A 24,956-nucleotide genomic window follows, 5' to 3' on the forward strand; every position below is an offset into this window, starting at 1 on the left:
GGCGGCGGCTACGGCAGCAGGTCGGTGCCCAGCGGGGTCAGGGTGTGCAGGACCTCGCTGCCGCGCCGCACCGAGCGCACCAGGCCCGCGTCCCGCAGCACCCGCGCGTGCTGGCTGGCCGAGGCGGGCGACACCCCGACGCAGCGGGCCAGTTCGCCCGTGGTGACGCCGTCCCCGATGCACCGCAGCACCCGCGCCCTGGTGGCGCCGAGCAGCCGCGCCAGCGCCCCCGGGTCCTCGGGCGCGGGCAGCGCGTGCTCGACCGGATAGACCACCACCGTCGTCTCGCCGTCCTCGGCGTAGGTGACCGGGCGCGGCCCGCAGAAGAACGAGGGCACCAGCAACAGCCCCCGGCCGCCGGGCCGCACGTCGCGCGCCACCGGGTAGGCCGCCTCCAGCACCGGCGGGTTCCACCGCAGGACCGGGCGCAGCCCCTCCAGCAGCCCCTGCGCCCCACCGGCCAGCAGGTGCCGGGCGCGCAGCGCGCGATCGGCCGCCACATCCGCGTGCACGCGCGCCCAGACGGCGTCGTCCAGGATCGCGGTGCGGCGGTAACGGTCCAGGTCGGTGGCCAGCCGCTCGACGGCCTCGCGCTCGCCGCCCGCCAGGCCCTCCAGCCAGCCCGTGCCCACGGCCCCGGTCTCGGTGCGCCTGACCTCCCGGCCGAGCCTGCGCCTCGGCGTCGACCGCAGCGCCTCCATCCCGCTGTCCCAACCCTCCTGCGACTGCGGCGGATTGAGGAAGTCGGGGAAGTAACCGGTGCGGGGTATCAGCGCCCTGAGCGTGACCGGCAGCGCGCCGATGCGGCGCCGCGCGGACTGGCGCCAGGCGCCATAGACGTGCGGCGACCGACGGTCGCGGAAACGGTGCGTGCTGAGCACCGTCTCCCAGAGCGGATCCGGCCGTTCCGCGACGCGAATGCGCGTCAGGTCCTCTCCCGTCAGATGGATCCGCAGCACTGTTTCCCCTGTTCCGACCGGTCCTTGTCCGGTCCTGCAAGCTCCCTTGCACCATCCTGTAGCGCTGACCACGGAGTTTCAGCCTACGCCGAATTCGTTCGCGCAATGGCGCCGATGAGGCGAGGGTGGAGGCCGTTCGGCACCGCCCGGACGGGGGGAACAGCGGGCCGCTCGCACGATCCCGCTGTTTACCAGGCCGTGCCGAGGACGTCTGAGGGACCGATACGTCCGCCCCGGCCGGGCCCCGGGCGCGTGCCGGACCCCAGCGCCACCTCCGCGCGGGCGGCACCCCGTGGGTTCACCCAGGTTCCAATGGGGTAACTCCCCGGCCGAGTTGGCATGCGCACGTGTCATACTCGGCGCCGAAATCACCGGGACCACACCGGGATCACGCGTCGGGGAGAGTTCGTCCATGGGCCTTGCGCTGGCCTTGATCGGTGGAGCGGCGCCGGCCGCCGCCGTCGTCCCGGTGCCGCGCGCCCCCGGGGGCGACGCGTGAGCGGCGCGGGATCCGGCGGCGGCAGCGGGGACGACGGCGGCGGCATACGCCTGGCCGCCCCCTACCTGGACACCAGCGCCGACCAGCTCTCGTTCACCCTCGGCCTGCCACCGCGCCCGGCGCTGGCCACGACCCGCCTCGAACTGGGCGGCTTCGCCGTCGAGTTGCGGCTTCTGGGCGCCAGCCACCAGGTGCTCGCGGGCCCCGTCGCCGAGACGCTGGCCTGCCTGCCGGGCGAGCCGGGCGGCGGCCCGCCCGAGGCGGTGGACCGGGAGATCGACGGCTGGCGCTACCGGTTCACCTCCCGCGTCCACCACCACCCGCCCGGCACGTTCGCCGCCGTGGCCGAGCGGCTGCGCCGCGCCACCGCCGGCCGCCCCGGCGCGCTCTGCGGCGTCTTCCCCGGCTCACCCGGCGCCGTCACCGCCCTCGCCGCGCGGCGGGAGGCGGACCGTCTCATCTGGCAGACCTGGCACGCGTATCCGCAGACGGGCCAGATCGTGGAAACCCGTACTCGGCTGGAGGCCCCGTGAAGCGAACCAGGACCATCCCGGCGGCGGCACTCGCCGGCGCGCTGCTGCTGACCGGCTGCGGCGGTGGCGAGGACGACGACAGCGACGACGCCCCGCGCCCCTGGATAGCCGACACCTACCAGCGCGTGCGGACCGACGTCTGGCAGGACCCGGCCGACTCGCCGATGACGGTCGGCGACGAGATATCCACGTACCGCGGCGCCGAGGACCGCATCGATGACGAGGAGCGGGTCTTCCTCCAGTACGACGACGAGATCGTGGCCGTCCTCGCGGGGAGCGACGGAGGCAGCGAGATCGAGGTCGGCGACTACGACTCGATGCACCGGCGGTACGGCACCTACGTCAGCCACCGGTGGCCGTCCTCGCAGGGGCGCAGCGGCGGCGACTTCCGGGGCGGCGGCCCCGGCTCGGGCAAGTAGCGCGCCCGCGCCGGACGCCGGGCGGGCACGCGGCGGCAAGGACAGCAGAGGGCGCCACGGGCGACGTGCGCGATAGGGACGCCATGGACGACATGGGTGACATGGGCGAAGAGGACGGAGAAGGAACATGGTGGGAGAGATAGTCGAGTCCGCCGGGCAGGCCGTGCTCTACGGCCTGGTCGGCTTCGGCGTGATGGCGGTCGCGTTCGTCGCGCTCGACCTGGTGACCCCGGGCCATCTGGCAAAGGTGGTCTGGTCCGAGCGCAACAAGGGCGCCGCGGTCGTGCTGGGCGCCGAGATGCTGGGCGTCGGCTGGATCATCGCGGAGGCGATCAGGGCGAGCGAGTCCGAGGAGGGCCTCGGCTACGGCCTGCTGTCCACCGGCCTCTACGGCCTCGCGGGCGTGGTGGTGATGACCCTGGTCTTCGCGGTCGTCGGCATCATCACCCCGGGCCCGATGGGCGCCATGGTGCTGGAGGACGAGGACGGGCGCGCGCACCCCGCCGCCTGGGTCCAGGGAGGCATGTACATCGGCACCGCGCTGATGGTCGGCGCGGCGCTGTCGTGAGGCCGCGCCCCCGGCTGGCGCGATTCCTCCTGCTGCTGACCGTCTTCCTGTGCGCGGCGTGCGGCCTGGCGTACGAACTGGCGCTGGTCGCGCTCGGCGGCTACCTCATCGGGAACACGGTCTTCCAGACCTCGCTCGTGCTGTCGATCATGGTCTTCGCCATGGGCCTGGGGTCGCTCGCGGCCAAGCCGCTCCAGCGGCGCGCGGTCGGCGCGTTCGCCGTCGTGGAGGGGATCCTCGCGCTGGTCGGCGGCCTGTCGGTGATGCTGCTGTATGTGATGTTCGCCTGGGTGAACGTCTACACCCCGGCCATGGTGGTGGTCGCGTTCGTCGTCGGGCTGCTGATCGGCGCCGAGATCCCGCTGCTGATGACCATGCTCCAGCGCATCAGGCGGCAGGAGGCGGGCGGCGCGGTCGCCGACATGTTCGCCGTCGACTATCTGGGCGCGCTGGTCGGCGGCCTGTCCTTCCCGCTCCTGCTGCTGCCGACGTTCGGGCAGCTCAAGGGCGTGCTGGTGGTCGGCGCCGTGAACGCCGTCGCGGGCATCGCCGCCGTGGTGTGGATCTTCAGGCGGCAGCTGCGCGCGGTGGTGCGCGGGGCGCTGCTGGCCGGGATGACGGCGGTCCTCGCGGTGCTGGGCTCGGTCTACGTGTACGCCGAGGACATCGAGGTGAACGCCCGGCAGCGGCTCTACCGCGACCCGATCGTGCACTCCGAGCGGACGCCGTACCAGGAGATCGTCGTCACCCGCTCCCTCGGCTTCACCAAGACCGAGGACCTGCGGCTCTTCCTCAACGGCGACCTCCAGTTCTCCTCGCTCGACGAGTACCGCTACCACGAGGCGCTGGTGCACCCGGCGCTCGCCGGGGACCGCTCCGAGGTGCTGATCCTCGGCGGCGGCGACGGCCTCGCGCTGCGCGAGGTGCTGCGCTACGACGACGTGGAGCACGTCACGCTGGTGGAGCTGGACAGCGCCATGACCGACCTCGCCTCCGGCTACGGCCCGCTGCGCGACCTCAACGACGACGCGCTGGCCGACCCCCGGGTGACGGTGGTCAACGAGGACGCCTTCACCTGGCTGCGGAGCGCGCCCGGCGGCTACGACGCGGCGCTGATCGACTTCCCCGACCCGGAGGACACGGCCACCGCGAAGCTGTACTCCGTGGAGTTCTACGCGATGCTCTCCGGCCTGCTGTCGCCGGACGCGAGCGTCGCGGTCCAGGCCGGGTCGCCGTTCTTCGCGCCGCGCACCTACTGGTCCATACAGGAGACGCTGCGCGAGGCGGGCCTCGCCACCACGCCGTACCAGGTGGATGTGCCCAGCTTCGGGAACTGGGGCTTCATGCTCGCCGCGGCGGGCGGCGGGGCGAGCGAGGGGCCGGGCCCGGTGCCGCGGCTGTCACCGGACGCGCCCGAGCTCCGTTTCCTGGACGACGCCGTGCTGCGGGCGTCCACGGTCTTCCCCGTCGACCGGCGCGAGCGTGACGTGCGGGCCAGCACGCTGATGGACCCGGCGGTGCTCGAATACGCCCAGCGGGAGTGGCAGTTCGACTGAGGACGGCCGTCCGGGGACCGTCACGCGCGGGCGGGCGCCACCGCGGCTCCACCGGCCGCGTCACCCGTCGCGTCACCGGCGCCGTCACCGGTCGCGGTCGCGGTCGCGGAAGAGGCGGCGGCCACGGCGAGCCGGTCGTCGGCACGGTCGGGGGCGTAGAGCGACTCCACCACCATCGCGGCGGCCTCCGCCAGGCCCGCCCGGTCGCCGAGGCCCGAGGTGACCACCTGGAGGTAGGCCGTGGTCCGCGGCATGGCCCGCTGGTACAGCGTCTCGCGCACCCCGGTCAGGAACGGCGGCCCCGCCAGGTCGCCCGCGATCATCAGCACGCCGGGGTTGATCAGCGTGACCACGGTGGCGAGCACGCCGCCCACCAGCCGGCCCGCGTCCCGCGCCAGCCGCACCGCGTCCGGCTGCCCGATCGCCAGCTGGTCGCGCACCCCGGAGCCCGAGGCGGTCGGGATCCCGGCGGCCGTCAGCTGCTCGGCGAGCGCCCGCCCGCTGGCCACCGCCGCCAGGCAGCCGTAGGAGCCGCAGCGGCACAGCGCGTGCTGGTGCTCCCCCAGCCTGATGTGACCGATGTCACCCGCCGCGCCGTCGATCCCCCGGTACATGTCGCCGTCGACCACGACCCCGGCCCCTATGCCCGTGGAGACCTTGATCAGCAGGAACGCCGAGCAGTCGGCGAAGGCGTGCCGCTGCTCGGCGTAGGCCATGAGGTTGGCGTCGTTCTCCACGAGGACCGGTATCCGCGCGGCCCCCTCGTGCCCCAGCCGCGCGCCCAGCGCCCGCCGCATGCCCTCCGGCACCGGGTAACGGTCCCAGCCCGGCATCATCGGCGGCTGCACGACCTGCCCCGAGACCGGGTGGACGGGCCCGGGTACCGAGAGGCCGATGCCGCACACCGCCCCGGCGCCGGCCCCGGCCTTCTCCAGCAGCAACGCGAACCACTGCGCGAGCCGTTCGAGCACCTCGTCGGGGCCCTGGCTCAGCAGCAGCGTCCCCGAGTGCTCGGCCAGCATGGTGCCGCCCAGGTCGAGCACGGCGGCACGGGCGTGGCGCGTCTCCAGGTCGGCGGCCAGGACCACGGCGTGCGAGGTGTCGAAGGTCAGGCGCGACGAGGGCCTGCCCCACGTCGGCGCCTCCGCGGCGTCGCCCGCCGCCTCCCGTATCCAGCCCGCCCGGAAGAGCTGGTCCAGACGGTGCGACACGGTCGAACGGGACAGGCCGGTGACCCGCTGAAGCTCCCCCCTGGTCCTCGCCTGACCCCCACGGATCAGCCGCAACAGATGCCCCGCGCTCGCCTGGTTCATGACTGCCTTCCGGCCGGACTGGTGTGCTGTTTCTTCCCCCTTCAGCTTGTGAAGTAGATATTACAGCGGTACTTTTGCGTGTTAAGTAGACGTAACTCTGCGGTACCTTCGACAAAACAAGTGAGTGCCTCCGCCGGGCAGGCGGGGGCGCCGCCCTCCTCCGGAGCCCACGTGGAAAGCGCTGACCAGCTTCCAAGACCGACATCGATCGCATACAACGCAGCACACGACGACGCCTGCCGCGTGCTCTCGGGCAACTGGACCGGCTGCTCCACGGTCCCCTCCCGGACGCTGTACCCGCACCAGTGGAGCTGGGACTCGGGCTTCGTCGCCATCGGCCTGCGCCACCTCTCCCCCGTCAGGGCCCAGCGCGAGCTGGAGTCCCTGCTCGCCGCGCAGTGGGCCGACGGCCGCGTGCCGCACATCGTCTTCAACCCGGACGTCCCGCTCACGGCGTACTTCCCGAGCCCGGACTTCTGGCGCTCCTCGGACGCCGGGGACAAGGCCGGGGCGCCGGCCGCGGTGGAGACCTCGGGCATCGTGCAGCCCCCCATCCACGCGCTCGCCGCCTGGCTGGTCCACCAGGCCGACCCCGTCGCCTCCGAGCGGCGCGGCTTCCTGCGCCGCCTCTACCCCCGGCTGGTCGCCTGGCAGCGGTACCTCACCGACCGGCGCGACCTGGGCGGCAGGGGCCTGGCGGCCATCGTGCACCCGTGGGAGTCCGGCATGGACAACAGCCCCTGCTGGGATCCGCCGCTGGCCCGCATCGACCCGGCCGCCACCGCGTCCTTCCAGCGCGCCGACCTCGACCACGGCTGCGCGACCGACCGGCCCACCGACCTCGACTACGGCCGTTACGTCCGCCTCGCCGAGCAGTACCGCGACCACGGGTACGCCGACGACGCGAGCCAGCACCGTTTCGCCGTGGAGGACCCCGGCGTCAACGCCCTGCTGATCGCCTCCGAGCACGCGCTCGCCGACATCGCCACCGCCCTCGGCGCCGACCCCTCCGACCACCAGGTCAGGGCCGAGGAGCTGACCACCGCGCTGGTGAAGGGGCTGTGGAGCGCCGAGGACGGCCTCTTCCTGTGCCACGACGTGATCGCGGGCCGCTCCATCGGGGAGCGCAGCGCGGCCGGGCTGCTCCCGCTGATCCTGCCGGGGCTGCCCGACGACATCTCCGCGACCCTGCTGGCCACGGCCTCGGGCGAGCACTTCGGCCTGGACGGCATCGCCCGCCTGGTCCCGAGCTACGACCTGAAGGGCCACGCGTTCGACCCGTGCCGCTACTGGCGCGGCCCGGCGTGGTTCAACGTCAACTGGCTGCTGGCGCGTGGCCTGCGGCAGCATGGTGCGGCGGAACGGGCCGACACGCTGCGCGCCACCCTGCTCGGGGCCGCGGCGGAGTCCGGGTTCGCCGAGTACGTCGACCCGTTCACCGGCGCGGCTCGCGGCAGCCGTGACTTCAGCTGGACCGCGGCCCTCACCATCGACCTGCTCGCGGAGGTATCCCGTTGATCACGACCGGCCAGTGCCTGCTCGTCAACGACGGAACGTTTCTGGCGGTCGGCCCTTCGGGTGACATCACGGGGGAGCGCGGCGCCCATCCGCACGGGCTGTTCGCGCGCGACGCCCGGCACCTCAGCCGGTGGCAGCTGACGGTCGACGGCTCCACCCCAACCGTGCTGATGTCCGCCGAGTCCTCGGGCGCGACCGCGACCACCGTGCTGACCCCGCCCGCCAGCCGCGCCGAGGCGCCCGCGATCACCGTCTTCCGCGAGCAGCGGGTGGTGGACGGCACGCTGGTGGAGCGCATCAGGCTCAGCAGCAACCGCGCCGTCGCCTGCCACACGCTCCTCGCGCTCACCGTGGACGCGGACTTCGCCGACCAGTTCGAGCTGCGGTCCGACCACCGCTGGTACGAGAAGCCGCACACGGTGCGCACCCGGGCGGCGCTGCCGGACGGCGTCGAGTTCGGGTACCGGCGCCGCGAGTGGCACTCGCGCACGGCGATCAGGGCCCAGCCCGCGCCCGACGCGGTCGAGGAGACCGGGTCGGGCGCGCGTCGTCTGTGCTGGCGCCTCGACGTGCCGCCGCACGGCTCGGCCGAGCTGACGCTGCGCGTCGAGGCCCACCCGCACGGGGCGCCCGAGCCCGTCACCGAGGCGGCCGACATCTTCCCGCCCGCGGCCCGCGAGGAACTGCCGGTGCCCGACGCCTGGCCGGGCCTCGCACAGGCGTGCGAGCAGGGGCTGGAGGACCTGGCGGCGCTGCGCGTGGCGGCCACCGGACCCGACGGCGAGCCGCGCCGGGTGCCGGGGGCGGGGGTGCCGTGGTTCCTGACGCTGCTCGGCCGCCACGCGGCGATCACCTCGCTGTTCGCCCTGCCCGGACGGCCGGAGCCCGCGGCGGCCACGCTGCTGGCGCTGGCCGCGGCCCAGGCGACGGGCGAGGACGCGGACCGCCTGGCGCAGCCGGGCAAGATCGTGCACGAGCTGCGCCACGGCGAGCTGGCGCACTTCGGGCAGGTGCCGTACGGCCAGTACTACGGCTCGGTCGACAGCACCCCGCTCTTCCTGATGCTGCTCGGCGCCCACGCCGAGGCCACCGGCGACGACAAGCTGGCCCAGCGCCTGGAGCGGCACGCGCGGGCGGCGGTGGACTGGATGTTCCACTCCGGCGGCCTCGGCGACCACGGGTACCTGCGGTACCAGGCGGACGAGGGCGGCCTGGCCAACCAGAGCTGGAAGGACTCCCCCGGCGCGATCTGCTTCGCGGACGGCACCGCGGCCAAGGGCGTCATCACGGCGGCGGCCCCGCAGGGGTACGCGTACGACGGGCTGCGCAGGACCGCGCACCTGGCTCGCGCGTCCTGGGGCGACGCGCGCTACGCGGACCGCCTCGACGCGGCGGCCGAGGAGCTGCGGGCGCGTTTCCTCGCGGACTTCTGGCTCCCCGACCAGGACTTCCCCGCCCTGGCCCTGGACGGCGCGGGCCGCAGGGCCGACGCGCTGGCCTCGGACGCGGGCCACCTGCTGTGGACGGGGATCCTCGACGAGGAACGCGGCAGGGCCGTGGGCCGGCGCCTGCTGTCCCCCGCGTTCTTCACCGGCTGGGGCCTGCGCACGCTGGCCGCGGGCCAGGAGGCGTACCACCCGCTGTCGTACCACCGGGGCAGCGTCTGGCCGCACGACGGCGCGATCGCCGCCCTGGGCCTGGCCCGTTACGGCCTCGCCCAGGAGGCCCGCACGCTGACGCGCGGCCTGCTGGACATGGCGGCCCGGTACGGCTACCGGATGCCCGAGGTGATCGCGGGGTACGCCCGCACCGAACACCCCGACCCGGTCCCCTACCCCCACGCGTGCAGCCCTCAGGGCTGGTCGGCCGCCTCCCCCCTGGCCCTCCTGACGGCGATCACCCTCGCCTGAGCCGTTCCCGAGCCCGTGTTGAAGGGCTTCCGGCGGGGGGCAACCGCGCGGCCGGTCCGTGCCGTCTCTCATGCCAACACGCGGGCGAAAGAGGGCTGTTCGCCCACCGAGCACCCCTGCTGGAGGCACCCATGGCCATGGTCGGCCTGTTCTGGATCACCGAGGACTCCGTGTACCTGGGGGCCGAGCCTGCCGGCACAGCGTCCGGGGTGCGGCTGACGGAAGACGGCGTCGAAGCCCTGGGGAGCGACCACGGCACGTCCTGGAGCTGGAACGAGGTGCGGCGGATCGATGTCCGCGACGTGCCTGTGCGGTCCACCGCCCGGCGCCTCGCGTCCCTCGCCTTCGACTCGCTGTACGTGGCGGTGACCGGTGACGGCCAGCTCCCGCCCGCCTACACCGTGCGCGTGGACACCGCCGACGGCACCGCCGAGGTGAGCGTTCTCTCAGCCGTCGTCGGCGGGACCTACGCGCCTGCCGAGTACGAACTCTCCCGCACGCTCCTGGGCCGGCTCGCCGACGGCAGCGCGACCGTCGGTGACCTGCTCGACTGGCGCCGCGACCACGCGGCCGACGGTGCCCCGCCCCGCGAGGAACGTGAGGCGCTGCTGCGGAAGTGGGCCGAGGTGGACTGAGAGTCGTCCGGGCGATCAAGCGGGCGTGTGGGGGGCGGCGGTGGGGGAGCGGACGGCCACCCGGCCCGGCTCCTAGCCGCCCGACGTCTCCGATTCCGCGTCCGCCCCCACCGCGACCGCCGACCACGGATCGGCCAGCCAGCCGTCGGGCAGGGACACCCTGTTGCGGCCCGACGTCCGCCCCCGCGGCCCGTCCGCGCCGGCCGGCCACCGCTGCGTCAGGTCCAACGTCCCGAGCAGTTCGGACAGTTCGGCCAGCGAGGCGGCCACCGCAAGGCGGCCCCGCAGGTCGGAGCCGACCGAGAAGCCCTTCGTGTACCAGGCGACGTGCTTGCGGAAGTCGATCACGCCCCGCGCCTCGTCGCCGAGCCACTCCCCCAGCAGCGTCGCGTGCCGCACCATCACCTCCGCGACCTCCCCCAGCGTCGGCCGCGCGTAGCCCTCCGCGCCCCGGCCGTCGAACGCCGCCACCAGGTCGCCGAACAGCCAGGGCCGCCCCAGGCAGCCGCGGCCCACCACGACGCCGTCGCAGCCCGTCTCGCGCATCATCCGCACCGCGTCGTCCGCGGACCAGATGTCGCCGTTGCCCAGCACGGGGATCTCGGGCACGGCCTCCTTCAGGCGCGCGACGGCCGACCAGTCGGCCTGCCCCCCGTAGTGCTGGGCCGCCGTGCGACCGTGCAGCGCGATGGCGGCCACACCCTCCTCGACGGCGATCCGGCCCGCGTCCAGGTAGGTCAGGTGGTCGTCGTCGATCCCCTTGCGCATCTTCACCGTCACCGGCAGCGCGCCCGCGCCCGCCACCGCCTCGCGCAGGATCGCGCGCAGCAGCGGCCGCTTGTAGGGCAGCGCCGAGCCCCCGCCGCGCCGGGTCACCTTGGGAACGGGGCAGCCGAAGTTGAGGTCGATGTGGTCGGCCAGGTCCTCGTCGGCGATCATCCGGACCGCGCGGCCCACCGTTCCCGGGTCCACGCCGTAGAGCTGGAGGGAACGCGGCTTCTCCCCGGCGTCGAAGTGGATCAGCCGCATCGTCTTGTCGTTCCGCTCGACCAGCGCCCTGCTCGTGATCATCTCGCTGACGAACAGCCCTCGCCCGCGCGCGAATTCGCGGCACAGGGTCCGGAACGGCGCGTTGGTGATGCCCGCCATCGGCGCCAGCACCACCGGCGGGTCGACCGCGTGAGGGCCGTACATCAACTGCGTCATGGCGCCCATTGTCCCGCGCCGCTCCCCACGCCGTCCCCCGGGCCGACCCTCGGACCGACCGCCTCCTCGGCGGTCACCAGCGCGTGGAGCTTCTCCAGGCGCTCGCGCGACTCCTCGTCGGCCGGGACGTACGCCACCAGCCGGGAGCCCTGCTGCGGGCCGAGCCACAGCCGGGTGCCCTCGACGTGGACGAGGCCCACGTGCTCATTGCGGAAACGCTTGACCTTGTTCCCCCCGGAACGGATCACCTCGTGGCGCTCCCACAGCTCGCGGAACTCGGCCGACTCCCGCTGGAGCCGCTTGAGCAGGTGCTTCCAGGCGGGCTCGGCGATGTGCTCGGCCATGTGGGCGCGGTAGTTGGCCGTCATGACCCGGATCGTCTCCTCGCGGTCGACCAGCGCGGCCCGCCACTGCTCGTGGGTGAAGGCGAGCAGCATGCAGTTGTGGTCCTCGGCGGGGATCGCGTCCAGGTCGCACAGGAGGCGGCCGTAGGTGCGGTTGTAGGCGAGGAGGTCGTACCGCCCGTTCTGGACGCAGGCGGGGATGGGCTCCAGCTGGCGGAGCATCGCGCGCAGCGCGGCGGGCACCGTGGCGGACTCGGTGTCGGGGGCCGGATCGGCGACCCCGGCCAGGGTGAACAGGTGCGCCCGTTCGTTCGCGTCGAGGAGCAGCACCCTGGCGATGGCGTCGAGCACGGCGGCGGAGACCTGGATGGGGCGCGCCTGCTCCAGCCAGGTGTACCAGGTGACGCCGACACTGGAGAGGTGCGCGACCTCCTCGCGGCGCAGCCCGGGGGTGCGGCGGCGCCTGCCGCGGGTGAGGCCGACGCGCTCCGGCGGGATGCGCTCCCTGCGGCTGCGGAGGAAGGCGGCCAGCTCACGGCGGCGGATGTCGGCGCCGGCGTCCATGGGGAGTGCTGCCATGACCCCAGGATGCCAGGGAACGAGCCCGTTGCCAGGTGGTGGATGTACCAGGATAAAGACACTCTGGTACCAGGCTGAGTCCGGCGGCACGGTCGAACGTGTGACTGACGTGACTGATGTGTCCGACCGGACCGACGCGATCCTCCCGTCCGGGCCCCCCGCGCCGACCGCGGGTGGCGCCCCCGCCGCCGCCGCCCCGGGGCGGGCCGGGCCGCGCGCCGCGGCGGCGCTGGGTCCGCTCGGGCTGTTCACCGTGCTGTTCGGCGCGGCGCTGCCGCTGATCGACTTCTTCATCGTCAACGTCGCCCTCGCCACGATGGGCCGCGACCTGGGCGCGGGGCCCGCGCTGCTGGAACTGGTGGTGGCCGGGTACGGCGTCGCCTATGCCGTGCTGCTGGTGCTCGGGGGGCGGCTGGGCGACATGTTCGGCCGCAGGCGGCTCTTCCTCGTGGGCCTGGCGGCGTTCGGCGTGACGTCGCTGGCCTGCGGTTTCGCTCCCGGCGCATGGTCGCTGGTGGGGGCCCGGGTGGCGCAGGGCGCCGCCGCGGCGCTGATGCTGCCGCAGGTCCTCGCCACGATCCAGGCCGCGACCGCCGGGCCGCGGCGGGCGCGGGCGATGGGGCTGTTCGGCGCGACGGCGGGGCTCGCCATGGTCGCGGGACAGATCCTGGGCGGGCTGCTGGTCGCCGCCGACGTGGCCGGGACCGGCTGGCGCGCGGTGTTCCTGGTCAACGTGCCGGCCGTGCTGGTCGGCCTGGTGCTGGTGGCGCGGACCCTCCCGGAGACCAGGGCCGACCGGCCCGCGCCCGTCGACCTGCCGGGAACGGCGCTGCTGGCCGCCTCCCTGGTCACCCTGCTGCTGCCGCTGACCGAGGGCAGGGCCGCCGGGTGGCCGACGTGGACCTGGGTGTCGCTGGCGCTGTTCCCGGTGGCGGCGACCGCGTTCTTCCTGGTGGAGCGCCGGGCGGAGCGGGCCGGGCGGGTGCCGCTGGTGCCGCCCGCGCTGCTGGCGCTGCCGGGCATGCGGCGGGCGCTGCCGCCCCTGATGCTGTGCGTCGGGGGGTTCGGCGGGTTCATGTTCGTGATGGCCGTGACGTTCCAGGAGGGGCTGGGCTTCAGCCCGGTGCGGGCCGGGACCGCGCTGGTGCCCTACGCGGCGGCGTTCTTCTTCGCCTCCCTGGCGGGGCCGCGCCTGACGGCCCGCTTCGGCAGCCGGGTGGTGACGGCGGGCGGCGTGGTGCAGGCGCTGGGCGCGGTCGTGCTGATCCTGACGGTGCTGGGGCGGTGGCCCGGCCTGGGCGTGGCCGAGCTGGCTCCCGGGCTGGCCGTGGCCGGGGTCGGGCAGGGGCTCCAGATGCCGGTGATCATGCGGCTGGTGCTGGCGGACGTGCCCGCGGAACGCGCCGGGGTCGGCGGGGGCGTGATGGCGACCGCGCAGCAGTCGGCGATCGCGCTGGGGGTCGCGCTGCTGGGCGCCCTGTTCCTGGCGGTGGAGTCCGCGCGGGGGCCGCGGGAGGCGCTGGCCGCCGCCCTGGCCGCCCAGCTGGCGGCGGTGCTGGCGACGACGGCGCTGAGCCTTCGGCTGCCGCGCGGGGAGCGCGGACAGAGAGGGGACTGACAGCTATTGATATCTGTCAGTCCATGTGTCACTCTGGTGCCATGACATCGACGACACCGCATCCGACCCCCCTCCGCACGCTCGGCTCCTCGGGTCCCGCCGTCTCGGCGCTCGGCCTGGGCTGCATGGGCATGTCCGCCCTCTACGGCGAGTCCGACCGCGCCGAGTCCCTCGCGACGATCCACGCCGCGCTCGACGCCGGGATCACGCTGCTGGACACGGGCGACTTCTACGGCATGGGACACAACGAGATGCTGATCGGCGAGGCGCTGCGCACGGCGCCCGCCGGGGCCGGCGAGCGCGCGCTGGTCAGCGTGAAGTTCGGCGCGCTCCGGACGCTGGACGGCGGCTTCTCCGGATACGACGGCCGCCCCGCCGCCGTGAAGAACTTCGCGGCCTACTCGCTCCAGCGACTCGGCGTCGACCACATCGACATCTACCGCCTGTCCCGGGTCGACCCGGACGTGCCGATCGAGGAGACGGTCGGGGCCATGGCCGACCTGGTCCGGAGCGGCCATGTGCGGCACATCGGCCTCTCGGAGGCGGGCGCCGCCAGCATCAGGCGGGCGGCGGCCACCGCGCCGATCTCCGACCTCCAGATCGAGTACTCGCTGATATCGCGGTCCATCGAGGCCGAGATCCTGCCCACGCTACGGGAGCTGGGCATCGGCATGACGGCCTACGGCGTGCTCTCCCGCGGCCTGATCAGCGGGCACTGGACGCCGGACCGCCGGCTGGCGGCGAACGACTTCAGGAGCGCGAGCCCCCGCTTCTCCGCGGAGAACCTCCAGCACAACCTGGCCCTGGTCGAGACCCTGCGGGACATGGCCGACGCCAAGGGCGTCACGGTCGCCCAGCTGGCCATCGCCTGGGTGCTCTCGCGCGGCGAGGACATCGTCCCCCTCGTCGGCGCGAGGACCCGAGGACGCCTGGATGAGTCACTGGGCGCGCTGGACGTTAGTCTCGACGCCGACGAGCTGGCCGCCATAGAGAAGGCCGTCCCGCCCGGCTCAGCGGCGGGCGAGCGCTATCCGGCGGTCCAGATGGAGCACCTGGACAGCGAGAAGTAGGGACCGATGGCCGAAGCGCTGACCCCCGAGCGCATCCTTGAAGCCACCGAGGAGGTGCTGCGCCGCTACGGACCGGCCAAGGCCACCGTGGTGGACGTGGCCCGCGCCCTCGGGGTCAGCCACGGCACGGTCTACCGCCACTTCAGGACCAAGTCGGCGCTGCGGGAGGCGGTCACCAAGCGCTGGCTGGACCGCACGACGGAGCGGCTGGAGGAGCTGGTCGCGGGCGAGGGACCGGCGGAGGAGCGCCTGTCGGACTGGCTGACCGGCCTGTTCACGGCCAAGCGGCACAAGGCGGGCGACGACCCGGAGCTGTTCGCGACCTACACGGTGCTCACCGGCGAGCACAGCGAGGTCGTCGACCAGCACATCACCGAGCTGGAGAGCCAGCTCGCCCGGATCATCGAGGACGGCCGCGACCAGGGCACGTTCACCGGCCCCGCCACGGACGCCGACGCGACGGCCCGCGCGGTCTTCCAGGCCACGGCCCGCTTCCACGACCCGTCCTACGCCCTGGAGTGGTCCCGCCCCGCGGTGGACAGCGACTTCGAAGCGGTCCGCACCCTGATCCTCCGCGGCCTCACCGCCTGAGCACTGCGGAGCTTCGTCCGCCGACTTCGAGGGCACGAGCCGAAGGGCCACGTCGTGGACACGGCACCCGTGGTGTTCGCCTTCCCGGCGAAGCGCTGTCCCTGGTGGCCGAACTGACCTCCTGGTCCACCGCGCACGACGACCGCTCGGACAAGGTTGACAAGGTCGACCGGTACGGGAAGGCCGATGTCCCCGTGTACGTCCTGGTGGACATGCTGGAATCCCGGGTCACGGTGTTCTCCCTCCCGTCCGAGGAGGGATACCGGGCCCACATCGAGATCACGTTCGGCGAGACGGTGCGCGTCCCCGCGCCGTTCGAGTGCGAGCTGGACACCGCCGACTGGGAGGGCTGAGGCCCCGGTCCCGCCCCGGAGGGCGGGCCGGGGGCCCGGAGGGCTCAGCAGCCGAGGAGGCGGGCGCCGAGGTAGGACTCGATCTGGTCGAGGGAGACGCGCTCCTGCTTCATCGAGTCGCGCTCCCGGACGGTCACCGCGTTGTCGTCCAGGGTGTCGAAGTCGACCGTCACGCAGAACGGCGTGCCGATCTCGTCCTGGCGGCGGTAGCGGCGGCCGATGGCGCCCGCGTCGTCGAACTCGATGTTCCAGTTCTTCCGCAGGGCCGTGGCCAGGTCCCTGGCCTTCGGGGAGAGCTGCGGGTTCCGCGAGAGCGGCAGGACGCCGACCTTCACCGGGGCGAGCCTCGGGTCGAGGCCGAGCACGGCGCGCTTCTCCATCTTGCCCTTGGCGTTGGGCGCCTCGTCCTCGCGGTAGGCGTCCAGCATGAACGCCAGCATCGTGCGGCCCACACCGGCGGCCGGCTCGATGACATACGGCGTCCAGCGCTCGCCCGCCTCCTGGTCGAAGTAGCTCAGGTCCTGGCCCGATGCCTTCGAGTGGGAGGCGAGGTCGTAGTCGGTGCGGTTGGCCACGCCCTCCAGCTCACCGAACTCCGAGCCCTGGAAGCTGAACCGGTACTCGATGTCCGCCGTGCGCTTCGAGTAGTGGGACAGCTTCTCCTTGGGGTGCTCGAACCACCGCATGTTCTCCTCGGAGAGCCCGAGGTCGCGGTACCAGTTCCACCGCTGCTCCATCCAGTACCCGTGCCACTGCTCGTCCTCGCCCGGCTTGACGAAGAACTCCATCTCCATCTGCTCGAACTCGCGGGTGCGGAAGATGAAGTTGCCCGGGGTGATCTCGTTCCTGAAGGACTTGCCCATCTGCGCGATGCCGAACGGCGGCTTGCGGCGTGAAGTCTGCTGCACCGCCGCGAAGTTGGTGAAGATGCCCTGCGCGGTCTCGGGCCGCAGATACGCCACCGAGGCGGAGTCCTGCGCCGGGCCGAGGTGGGTGGAGAGCAGCCCGGAGAACTGCTTGGGCTCGGTGAAGGTGCCCTTGTTCCCGCAGTTCGGGCAGTTGAGCTCGGGCAGGCCGCCGGTCGGCAGGTGGCCGTGCTTGGCCTCGTACGCCTCCTCCAGGTGGTCCGCGCGGAACCGCTTGTGGCACGAGGTGCACTCGGTCAGCGGGTCGGTGAAGGTGGCGACGTGCCCCGACGCCTCCCAGACCTCCGTGGCCAGGATGACCGACGAGTCGATCCCGACCACGTCGTCGCGCGAAGTGACCATGGCGCGCCACCACTGGCGCTTGATGTTCTCCTTCAGCTCCACGCCCAGCGGTCCGTAGTCCCAGGCGGCACGCTGCCCGCCGTAGATCTCGCTGCTGGGATAGACGAAGCCACGGCGCTTGCTGAGGCTGACGATGGTGTCGATCTTGTCGGCGGCCACGGTGCTCTCTTCAGGACGAAGGACGACATGGAATTGCCTCAGGTTACCGGCGTACGAGGGGGCCGCAGCAAATCGGTAAAGGGGAAGCGGGCCCCGCCCCCCGCCGCCCCGCCGGCGGCGCTCCGCGTCACGCCACATTGACTCATTTGACAATCATTTCCATCAAGGATGAAAATGGCTGTCATGACCGAGAGACGCCGTTCACGCCGCCTGTCCCGAATACGCAAACCGGCCCTTTCCACTCCGGCCCTGGCGGCCGGGGCCACGGCCCTGAGCCTGCTGGCCCTGTCCGCCTGCGGCTCCGGAGACGGCGGCGGGACGGACGAGGGCAGCGGCGGGGGCGGCTCGGTCGAGGTGATCGCGTCCTTCTACCCCATGCAGTTCCTGGCCGAGCGCGTCGGCGGGGACCATGTCAGCGTCCACTCCCTCACGGAGCCCGGCGTCGAGCCGCACGACCTGGAGCTCAGCCCTCAGCAGACCGCCGAGCTCCACGAGGCGGATCTCATCGTCTACCTCGCGGGCCTCCAGCCCGCCGTGGACGAGGCCGTCGAGCAGTCCGGGGCGGAGCACATCGCCGAGGTGTCCACGTTCACCACGCTCCACGAGGAGGGCGGGGAGGAGGACGCCCACGCGGAGGAGGACGCCCACGCCGAGGAGGACCACGACCACGGCGGCATGGACCCGCACGTCTGGCTCGACCCCGTGAAGTACGCCGAGATCGCCGAGGGCGTCGGCGCGGCCCTGGCCGAGGCCGACCCGGACCACGCCGCCGACTACGAGCGGAACACGGCGGCGCTGACCGAGGAACTGACCGCGCTGGACGAGGAGTTCACCCAGGGCCTGGCCACCGCCGAGACCGACACGTTCATCACCACCCACGCCGCGTTCGGCTACCTCGCCGAACGGTACGGTCTCCACCAGGAGGCGATCGCCGGTCTCGACCCCGAGTCCGAGCCGAGCGCCGCCCGGATGCGCGACCTCCAGGAGATCGCCCAGGAGGACGGCGTGACCACCGTCTTCTTCGAGACACTGGTCAGCGACGAGACCGCGCGCACCCTCGCGGACGACCTGGGCGTCGACACGGCCGTGCTCGACCCCGTCGAGGGAATCACCGAGGACTCCCCCGGCGCTGACTACCTCGCGGTGATGCGCGCCAACCTCGAAGCCCTCCGGCAGGCGCTCGGCGCCTCCTGACCCGCCGCGGAAAGCAGACCACGGAAGAGGTGAGTCCATGGAGCCGGTCATATCCCTGACCGGGGTCGCCGCCGAGCTCGGCGGCCAGCCGGTCCTGCACGGCGTCGACCTGACCGTGCACCCGGGCGAGGTGGTCGCCCTGCTCGGGGCGAACGGCTCGGGCAAGTCCACGGCCGTGCGCGCCGCGGTCGGGCAGGTGCCGGTCGCCTCGGGCACGCTGACGCTGTTCGGCACGCCCGTGCGGCGGTTCGGCGACTGGGCCCGCGTCGGCTACGTGCCGCAGCGCTCGACGGCCGCGGTCGGCGTCCCCGCCACCGTCCGCGAGGTGGTCGCCGCCGGCCGCCTGGCCCGCCGCAGGCTGCGCCCGCTCGGCCGCGCCGACCGTGCGGCCGTCGACCGCGCGCTCGCGCTGGTCGGGCTCGCCGACCGGGCCCGGGACGCCGTGGACACCCTCTCCGGCGGCCAGCACCAGCGCGTGCTGATCGCCCGCGCGCTCACCGGCGAGCCGGACGTGCTGATCATGGACGAGCCGCTGGCGGGCGTGGACCTGGCCAGCCAGCGGGTCCTGGCCGGCGCCCTGCGGACGCTGGTCGACGAGGGCGTGGCCGTGCTGCTGGTGCTGCACGAGCTGGGACCGCTGGAGCCGTTGATCGACCGGGCCGTCGTCCTGGCCCACGGCCGGGTGGAGCGCACCGTCGAACACCCGGCGGGACTCCACGGGCACCCGGCGGGGCTGCCGGAGAGCCCCTCCTGCCATCCGGCCGACGCGCGGGAGCCGTCCGCCGAGCCACCGCTCCAGACGGGGATCCTGTGATGTTCGAGCTCCTCGACTACCCCTTCATGCAACGGGCGCTGCTCGCCGCGCTGCTGATCGGCGTCGCCGCCCCCGCCGTCGGGATCTACCTGGTGCAGCGGCGGCAGGCCCTGCTGGGCGACGGGATCGGCCATGTCGCGCTGACCGGCGTCGCCCTCGGCTTCCTGTTCCAGACCAACCCGGTCTGGATGGCCGTCGCGGTCTCCGCGCTCGGCGCCGTCGCGATGGAACTGCTGCGCTCCTCCGGCCGGGCGCGTGGCGACATCGCGCTCGCCATGCTGTTCTACGGCGGCATGGCCGGGGGCGTCATGATCATCAACCTGGCGCCCGGCGGCTCCACGGCGAACCTCACCTCCTACCTCTGGGGCTCGGTGACCACCGTCTCGCCCGAGGACATCACCGCCATCACGCTGCTGTCGGCGTTCGTCCTGCTCGTCAGCCTCGGCCTGCGCCGCCAGCTCTTCGCGGTCTGCCAGGACGAGGAGTTCGCCCGGGTCACGGGCCTTCCGGTGCGCGCGCTGAACCTGCTGCTCGCCGTCACCGCCGCCGCCACGGTCACCGTCGCCATGCGGGTGGTCGGCCTGCTGCTGGTCAGCGCCCTGATGGTGATCCCCGTCGTGGCGGCACAGCAGGCGACCCGGAGCTTCGCGATGACGCTCTCCTTCGCCGTCTTCCTCGGCACGCTGGTCTCCGTCTCGGGGACCGTCACCTCCTACTACGCGGACGTGCCGCCGGGAGCCACCATCGTGCTGATGGCGATCGGCGCGTTCACGCTCATCGCGCTCCTCTCCGTGCCGCTGGCGCGATACCGGTCCCGGCGCGCGCCGGGGCCCGAGCGCCCCGGTGCTCAGGCCGTTACCGGCGCGGGTCCCGCGCGCTCCGCCCGTCCGGAACCCTCGGGAAAGCGGCTACGCTGACCGGGCAGGCACGCCGGTACGCAAAGAGACGCAAGGGAGGCCCTACGTGGGGACGGCAGAACCGTCGGTGCGCGGCCGGTCGACGCGCCAGCGCGCGGCGGTCGCGGCGGCGCTGGCCGAGGTGGACGAGTTCCGCAGCGCGCAGGAGCTGCACGACATGCTCAAGCACCGCGGCGACTCGGTCGGTCTGACGACCGTCTACCGCACCCTCCAGTCCCTCGCCGACGCGGGCGAGGTGGACGTGCTGCGCACCAGCGACGGCGAGGCCGTCTACCGCCGGTGCAGCACCGAGGAGCACCACCACCACCTGGTCTGCCGCTCCTGCGGCAAGGCGGTGGAGGTGGCGGGGCCCGCGGTGGAGAAATGGGCCGACGCCATCGCCGAGGAGCACGGCTTCGTCGACATCGGTCACACCGTGGAGATCTTCGGCACCTGCGGCGACTGCGCCCGCGGGTGAGGGACCGGCGCCCGCCGGAGCCCCACCGAACCGCACAGGCCGACCCGGCCCCACAGGCCACCCCGGCCGCACCGGCCGTCGTGGAGCTGCGCGGAGTGAGCGTCCGCCGCCACACCACGGGCCAGGCCATCCTCGACGGCGTGGACTGGTCGGTGGCGCGCGGCGAGCACTGGGCGCTCCTCGGGGCGAACGGCGCGGGCAAGACCACGCTGCTCAAGGTCGCCGGCGCCCTGACCCACCCCACCGAGGGCAGCGCCCGGGTCCTCGGCCATCGGCTCGGCCGCGTCGACGTCCGCGAGCTGCGGGCCCGCATCGGCCACGTGTCGACGGCCCAGCGCGTTCCCCCGTCGGCCACCGCGCACACCGTCGTACTCACCGGTCACAGCGGCACCGTGCAGCCGCTGTGGCGCTCCTACGGCGAGGCGGTGCGCGCGCGGGCGCACGAGCTGCTGGCCGAGCTGGACTGCAAGGACCTCGCCGAGCGCCCCTTCGGGGTCTGCTCGGGCGGGCAGCGGGCGCGGATCCTCATCGCCCGCGCCCTGATGCCGGAGCCGCCGCTGCTGCTCCTGGACGAGCCGTTCAACGCGCTCGACCTGCCGTCCCGCGAGGACCTGGTGGACTCGCTGTCGGCGCTCGCGGCGGGGCGCCCGGAGCTGACCACCGTCATGGTCACCCATCACCTGGAGGAGCTGCCGCCGACCACCGGCCACGCGCTGCTGCTGCGCGACGGCCGCGTGCGGGCGGCCGGTCCCGCCGCGGACGTGCTCACCGGGGAGGCGCTGACCGCCTGCTTCGGCAGGCCGGTCGAGGTCGAACGGCGCAACGGCCGCTGGCAGGCGCGCTCGGCGCGCCCCTGAGCCCGCCGATCCGGCCCCCGGGGCCCGGGAGGGGCCGCGGTACCCGCCTCCGCCCGCCTCAGCCCGCCTCGTTGGGAAGCGCCCCGCCGAACCTGCGGTCGCGGGAGGCGTATTCGACGCAGGCGTCCCACAGGTTCCGCCGGTCGAAGTCGGGCCACAGGACGTCCTGGTAGACCATCTCGGCGTAGGCGCTCTGCCAGATCAGGTAGTTGGAGGTGCGCTGCTCCCCCGAGGGGCGCAGGAAGAGGTCCACGTCCGGCATGTCCGGGTGGTACAGGTACCGCGTGAACGTCCGCTCGTTGACCTTCTCCGGCGATATCCGCCCGGCCCGCACGTCCTCCGCGAGGCGGGCCGCGGCGTCCGCGATCTCCGCCCGGCCGCCGTAGTTGACGCACATGTAGAGCGTCATCGCGTCGTTGTCCCGGGTGCGCTCCTCGGCGGCCTGGAGCTTGTGGATCACCGACTTCCACAGGCGCGGCTCGCGCCCGGCCCACCGCACGCGCACGCCCATCTCGTGCAGTTCCTCGGTGCGGCGGTCGATGACGTCGCGGTTGAACGCCATCAGGAAACGCACCTCCTCGGGCGAGCGCCGCCAGTTCTCCGTGGAGAAGGCGTAGAGCGACAGGTTCCGCACGCCGAGCTCGATGCAGCCCTTGACCACGTCCAGCACGACGCTCTCGCCGATCTTGTGCCCCTCGGTGCGCGGCAGTCCCCGCTCCTTGGCCCAGCGCCCGTTCCCGTCCATGACGATCGCCACATGCCGCGGGATCAACTCACCGGGCAGCTTGGGCGGTCGCGCCCCCGAGGGGTGGGGATCCGGCGCGCGGTACGCGCGACGATGCCGGGACGAGAGGATTCCGCGGCGGGCCATGGCGAACTCCAGGAGTAGGTGCTTTCCCTGCGGCCGAGGGTATCCCTCTCAGCCCTTCTCCACGAACCGCAAGGACCGCAGCCCCCGCTCCAGATGCCAGTGGAGATAGGCCGAGACGAGTCCGCTGCCCTCCCGCACATGCCGGGCCTCGGTGGAGTCGGCCGTCTCCCAGTCACCCGTGAGCAGCGCGCCGAGCAGCCGCAGCGCCTCGGGCGAGGGCACGACGCTGCCCGGCACCCGGCAGTCGACGCATACCGACCCCCCGGCGGAGACCGAGAAGAAGCGATTCGGCCCGGGGAGGCCGCACTTCGCGCAGTCGGCGAACGTGGGCGCGTACCCGCCGACCGCGAGCGAGCGCAGCAGAAACGCGTCCAGCACGAGCCCCGGCGCGTGCGCCCCGGCGGCGAGCGTCCGCAGGCCGCCCACCAGCAGGAGGTACTGCTGAACGTTCGGCTCGCCCTCGTGGTCGGTGAACCGCTCCGCCGTCTCCAGCATCGCGGTGCCCGCCGTGTACCGGCCGTAGTCGTCGACGATGTGCCGCCCGTAGGGGGCGATGGTCTCGGTCTGGGTGCACAGGGGCAGCCCGCGCCCCACCAGACCGCTGCCCCGGGCGAAGAACTGCACGTCCACGTGCGAGAACGGCTCAAGGCGCGCGCCGAACCGCGACTTGGTGCGCCGCACGCCCCGCGCCACCGCCCGCACCCGGCCGTGCGCCCGCGTGAGCAGCGTGATGATCCGGTCCGCCTCCCCGAGCTTCTGGGTGCGCAGCACGATGCCGTCGTCGCGGAACAGGCTCATGCCGGTCATTCTCGCCCATGCCCCGATCGGCCGACCCTCGCCGGGCGCGTTCCGGTGGGCTCCTGGATGGTGGAGGGGTGGACCCCTCGGCCTCGTCGCCAAGCCGCCCCCTGTGGCGCCGCCGGATCCTGTACCCGGGCGAGCCGGTGATGCGGCTCGGCCGCTGGAACGTCTCGTGGCTGCTGCCGCTGGTGCTGCTGCTCGTCATCGCGCTGGTGGACTCCAACACCGCGGGCAACGTGCGGATCATCTCCTGGATCGTGCTGGTGCCCGGCATCGCCGCCGCGCTGTGCGGGGTGGTGGTCACCTCGCTGTTCGGCGCCGCCGCCGTGGGCCTGTACGTGCTGCTCGAACAGGCCAGGCGGTACGACTACCAGCAGGGCGCGGTCGACTTCTGGCTGGTGGTGGCGGGCGGGCTGCTGGCCGTCCTCGCCTCGTGGCTGCGCGGCCGGGCCAGCGACCTCCTCAAGCGCGTGGAGGACGCGGCGGACGCCACCCGCCTCGCGGTGCTGCGCCCGATACCGCCGGGCGCGGGCGGCCTCGACTCGGCGAGCGCCTATCTCACGGCGGACATCGCGGCGCAGGTGGGAGGCGACTTCTTCGACATCCAGCCCTCGCCGCACGGCGCCCGCGTGCTGCTCGGCGACGTCCAGGGCAAGGGGACGTCCGCGGTGGACGCGGCGGCGGCGCTGCTGAGCGCGTTCCGCGAGCACGGGTACTACGAGCGTGACCTGGCCACGGTGGCGGAGCGGCTCGACATCAGGATGCGGCGGCACAACCGCTACACCTCGGAGCTCGGCCACCAGGAGGAGCGCTTCGCGACGGCGGTGCTGGTCGGGTTCCCGGTGGCGGACACGGGCTGGGTCGAGCTGGTCAACTTCGGGCACCCGGGCCCGCTGGCCCTCGGCGGGAGCGGCGGGGTGCGGGCGCTGCCCGAGGGCGACGGGCCGCCGCTCGGTCTGGTCGGCATCGGCGCGGGCGACGCGCGCGCGGACACCCCCCGGGTGCGGCGGGTCCCGTTCGAGACGGAGGAGACGCTGCTGCTCTTCTCGGACGGCGTGACCGAGGCGCGCGACAAGGGGGGCACGTTCCTGCCGCTGACCGACCGGCTCACCGAGGGCCCGCTCGATCTGGCGCCGCGGGCGGTGGTGGAACGGGTCGAGCGGGCGGTGCTCGCCCACACCCGCGGCCGCCTCGGCGACGACACGGCGATCATGGCGGTGCGCAGGACGGGGCGGCCGGACATGGGCGGCTACCCCCCGATGCCGCCGCCGGGGATCACCAGGCCCGACTCGTAGGCGAGGATCACCAGTTGGGCGCGGTCGCGGGCGGAGAGCTTGCCCATGATGCGGCTGACGTGGGTCTTCGCGGTGAGCGGGGAGAGCCGGAGGGTGTCGGCGATCTCCGTGTTGGTGAGGCCGCGCGCCACCAGGGCGAGGACCTGCCGCTCCCGGTCGGAGAGCCGGTCGAGACGCGGCGGCGCCTGGCCGGTGGCGAGGGCCTCGGGGGCGCGCAGGGCGCGGGCGATCAGGCGGGCGGTGGGGCCCGGCGAGAGCAGCGCCTCCCCGGCGGCGACGGTGCGGATGGCGTCCAGCAGCTCGGCGGGCCTGGTGTCCTTGACCAGGAAGCCGGACGCGCCGGCGCGCAGCGCCTCCACCACGTGCTCGTCGGTGTCGTAGGTGGTGAGCACCAGCACCCGCACGCCGGCCAGGTCCTCGTCGGCGGCGATGCGGCGGGTGGCCTCGATGCCGTCCAGGTCCGGCATCCTGATGTCCATCACCACCAGGTCCGCGCGCGTGGTCCGCGCCAGCTCGACGGCCTCCCTGCCGGTCCCGGCCTGCCCGACGACGGCCATGTCCCGCGCCGAGTCGACGAGCATGGCGAACGCGGAGCGCACCAGCGTCTGGTCGTCGGCGAGGAGGACCCTGATCCCCGCCGTCCCCCCGGTCC

At 73.6% G+C, this 24,956-nt stretch carries 25 protein-coding genes; 17 read left to right on the top strand and 8 right to left on the bottom strand.

The genetic code is table 11. From position 1 onward, the window contains the following. Positions 1-8: 8 nt before the first annotated feature. On the bottom strand, positions 9-959 hold the full coding sequence (locus tag ADY01_RS04775; RefSeq protein ID WP_049565944.1) for an ArsR/SmtB family transcription factor: 951 nt from the start codon (positions 957-959) through the stop codon (positions 9-11). Between the two features lie 495 nt (positions 960-1,454). Here ADY01_RS04775 and ADY01_RS04780 point away from each other — a divergent pair, with 495 nt between their 5' ends. The 4 genes from ADY01_RS04780 to ADY01_RS04795 all read left to right on the top strand — a co-directional run bounded on the left by ADY01_RS04780 (position 1,455) and on the right by ADY01_RS04795 (position 4,534). After that, positions 1,455-1,991, top strand: coding sequence for a DUF2617 family protein (locus tag ADY01_RS04780; RefSeq protein WP_234320066.1), 537 nt, complete (start codon positions 1,455-1,457; stop codon positions 1,989-1,991). Further along, positions 1,988-2,410, top strand: a complete 423-nt coding sequence (locus ADY01_RS04785) for a DUF4247 domain-containing protein (protein ID WP_049565947.1) — start codon at positions 1,988-1,990, stop codon at positions 2,408-2,410. Before ADY01_RS04780 ends, ADY01_RS04785 begins: the two co-directional genes overlap by 4 nt. 127 nt (positions 2,411-2,537) lie before the next feature. Next, a complete protein-coding gene (locus tag ADY01_RS04790; RefSeq protein ID WP_234320067.1) occupies positions 2,538-2,978 on the top strand; it encodes a DUF350 domain-containing protein in 441 nt (146 codons plus the stop codon). Continuing rightward, positions 2,975-4,534 carry a polyamine aminopropyltransferase gene (locus tag ADY01_RS04795; protein WP_049565950.1) on the top strand — a complete coding sequence of 520 codons (1,560 nt, stop codon included), beginning with the start codon at positions 2,975-2,977 and terminating at the stop codon, positions 4,532-4,534. Before ADY01_RS04790 ends, ADY01_RS04795 begins: the two co-directional genes overlap by 4 nt. Before the next feature lie 20 nt (positions 4,535-4,554). Here the strand turns inward: ADY01_RS04795 and ADY01_RS04800 are convergent, their stop codons facing one another. Beyond that, a complete protein-coding gene (locus ADY01_RS04800; RefSeq protein WP_078900004.1) occupies positions 4,555-5,847 on the bottom strand; it encodes an ROK family transcriptional regulator in 1,293 nt (430 codons plus the stop codon). A 171-nt stretch (positions 5,848-6,018) separates the two neighbouring features. On the opposite strand from ADY01_RS04800, the gene ADY01_RS04805 reads away from it, so the two are divergent. The 3 genes from ADY01_RS04805 to ADY01_RS04815 all read left to right on the top strand — a co-directional run bounded on the left by ADY01_RS04805 (position 6,019) and on the right by ADY01_RS04815 (position 9,910). Then, positions 6,019-7,365 (top strand): MGH1-like glycoside hydrolase domain-containing protein, encoded by a 1,347-nt coding sequence (locus tag ADY01_RS04805; protein WP_078900005.1) that lies wholly within the window; start codon positions 6,019-6,021, stop codon positions 7,363-7,365. Beyond that, positions 7,365-9,275 (top strand): glycogen debranching N-terminal domain-containing protein, encoded by a 1,911-nt coding sequence (locus ADY01_RS04810; protein WP_049566003.1) that lies wholly within the window; start codon positions 7,365-7,367, stop codon positions 9,273-9,275. The genes ADY01_RS04805 and ADY01_RS04810 overlap by 1 nt, the downstream gene beginning before the upstream one ends. Positions 9,276-9,406: 131 nt before the next feature. Then, positions 9,407-9,910 carry a hypothetical protein gene (locus ADY01_RS04815; protein WP_049565952.1) on the top strand — a complete coding sequence of 168 codons (504 nt, stop codon included), beginning with the start codon at positions 9,407-9,409 and terminating at the stop codon, positions 9,908-9,910. A 72-nt stretch (positions 9,911-9,982) separates the two neighbouring features. On the opposite strand, the gene dusB is transcribed toward ADY01_RS04815, so the two are convergent. Together dusB and ADY01_RS04825 are read right to left on the bottom strand one after the other, a co-directional pair. Further along, entirely contained in the window at positions 9,983-11,116 is a 1,134-nt protein-coding gene (gene dusB, locus ADY01_RS04820) for a tRNA dihydrouridine synthase DusB (protein WP_049566006.1), read from the bottom strand. Beyond that, complete coding sequence (locus ADY01_RS04825; RefSeq protein WP_078900006.1) at positions 11,113-12,039, bottom strand: helix-turn-helix transcriptional regulator; 927 nt, start codon at positions 12,037-12,039, stop codon at positions 11,113-11,115. Before ADY01_RS04825 ends, dusB begins: the two co-directional genes overlap by 4 nt. Here ADY01_RS04825 and ADY01_RS04830 point away from each other — a divergent pair. Genes ADY01_RS04830 through ADY01_RS41235 form a run of 4 tightly spaced genes read left to right on the top strand, consistent with a single transcriptional unit; the run spans position 12,038 to position 15,671 of the window. After that, complete coding sequence (locus ADY01_RS04830) at positions 12,038-13,657, top strand: MFS transporter (protein ID WP_078900007.1); 1,620 nt, start codon at positions 12,038-12,040, stop codon at positions 13,655-13,657. The genes ADY01_RS04825 and ADY01_RS04830 overlap by 2 nt on opposite strands. A gap of 41 nt (positions 13,658-13,698) precedes the next feature. Further along, on the top strand, positions 13,699-14,727 hold the full coding sequence (locus ADY01_RS04835) for an aldo/keto reductase (RefSeq protein WP_049565955.1): 1,029 nt from the start codon (positions 13,699-13,701) through the stop codon (positions 14,725-14,727). A 6-nt stretch (positions 14,728-14,733) separates the two neighbouring features. Further along, on the top strand, positions 14,734-15,318 hold the full coding sequence (locus tag ADY01_RS04840; RefSeq protein ID WP_049565957.1) for a TetR/AcrR family transcriptional regulator: 585 nt from the start codon (positions 14,734-14,736) through the stop codon (positions 15,316-15,318). Continuing rightward, a complete protein-coding gene (locus ADY01_RS41235; protein ID WP_078900008.1) occupies positions 15,246-15,671 on the top strand; it encodes a Uma2 family endonuclease in 426 nt (141 codons plus the stop codon). The genes ADY01_RS04840 and ADY01_RS41235 overlap by 73 nt, the downstream gene beginning before the upstream one ends. A gap of 44 nt (positions 15,672-15,715) precedes the next feature. On the opposite strand, the gene ADY01_RS04850 is transcribed toward ADY01_RS41235, so the two are convergent. Then, on the bottom strand, positions 15,716-17,098 hold the full coding sequence (locus tag ADY01_RS04850) for a glycine--tRNA ligase (protein WP_049565960.1): 1,383 nt from the start codon (positions 17,096-17,098) through the stop codon (positions 15,716-15,718). Between the two features lie 183 nt (positions 17,099-17,281). On the opposite strand from ADY01_RS04850, the gene ADY01_RS04855 reads away from it, so the two are divergent. From ADY01_RS04855 to ADY01_RS04875, 5 genes are all read left to right on the top strand, one after another. Then, positions 17,282-18,292 (top strand): metal ABC transporter substrate-binding protein, encoded by a 1,011-nt coding sequence (locus tag ADY01_RS04855; RefSeq protein ID WP_107081637.1) that lies wholly within the window; start codon positions 17,282-17,284, stop codon positions 18,290-18,292. A 37-nt stretch (positions 18,293-18,329) separates the two neighbouring features. Continuing rightward, entirely contained in the window at positions 18,330-19,106 is a 777-nt protein-coding gene (locus ADY01_RS04860) for a metal ABC transporter ATP-binding protein (protein ID WP_049565962.1), read from the top strand. Further along, entirely contained in the window at positions 19,106-20,023 is a 918-nt protein-coding gene (locus ADY01_RS04865) for a metal ABC transporter permease (RefSeq protein WP_078900010.1), read from the top strand. The genes ADY01_RS04860 and ADY01_RS04865 overlap by 1 nt, the downstream gene beginning before the upstream one ends. A 46-nt stretch (positions 20,024-20,069) precedes the next feature. Next, positions 20,070-20,480, top strand: coding sequence for a Fur family transcriptional regulator (locus ADY01_RS04870; RefSeq protein ID WP_049565968.1), 411 nt, complete (start codon positions 20,070-20,072; stop codon positions 20,478-20,480). Between the two features lie 80 nt (positions 20,481-20,560). Then, a complete protein-coding gene (locus ADY01_RS04875) occupies positions 20,561-21,337 on the top strand; it encodes an ATP-binding cassette domain-containing protein (protein WP_234320068.1) in 777 nt (258 codons plus the stop codon). A gap of 58 nt (positions 21,338-21,395) precedes the next feature. Here ADY01_RS04875 and ADY01_RS04880 read toward each other — a convergent pair whose 3' ends face one another. Both ADY01_RS04880 and recO read right to left on the bottom strand, forming a co-directional pair. Further along, on the bottom strand, positions 21,396-22,208 hold the full coding sequence (locus ADY01_RS04880; RefSeq protein ID WP_049565974.1) for an isoprenyl transferase: 813 nt from the start codon (positions 22,206-22,208) through the stop codon (positions 21,396-21,398). A gap of 48 nt (positions 22,209-22,256) precedes the next feature. Continuing rightward, positions 22,257-23,006: a DNA repair protein RecO gene (recO, locus tag ADY01_RS04885; RefSeq protein ID WP_049566020.1), complete on the bottom strand. Its 750-nt coding sequence runs from the start codon at positions 23,004-23,006 to the stop codon at positions 22,257-22,259. 77 nt (positions 23,007-23,083) lie between these two features. Here recO and ADY01_RS04890 point away from each other — a divergent pair, with 77 nt between their 5' ends. Beyond that, entirely contained in the window at positions 23,084-24,304 is a 1,221-nt protein-coding gene (locus tag ADY01_RS04890; RefSeq protein ID WP_063784122.1) for a PP2C family protein-serine/threonine phosphatase, read from the top strand. Here ADY01_RS04890 and ADY01_RS04895 read toward each other — a convergent pair. Next, entirely contained in the window at positions 24,259-24,936 is a 678-nt protein-coding gene (locus ADY01_RS04895) for a response regulator (protein WP_234320069.1), read from the bottom strand. The genes ADY01_RS04890 and ADY01_RS04895 overlap by 46 nt on opposite strands. Between the last annotated feature and the right edge of the window lie 20 nt (positions 24,937-24,956).

It is taken from the genome of Streptomyces sp. SBT349, assembly GCF_001083795.1.
Lineage (GTDB): Bacteria > Actinomycetota > Actinomycetes > Streptomycetales > Streptomycetaceae > Streptomyces.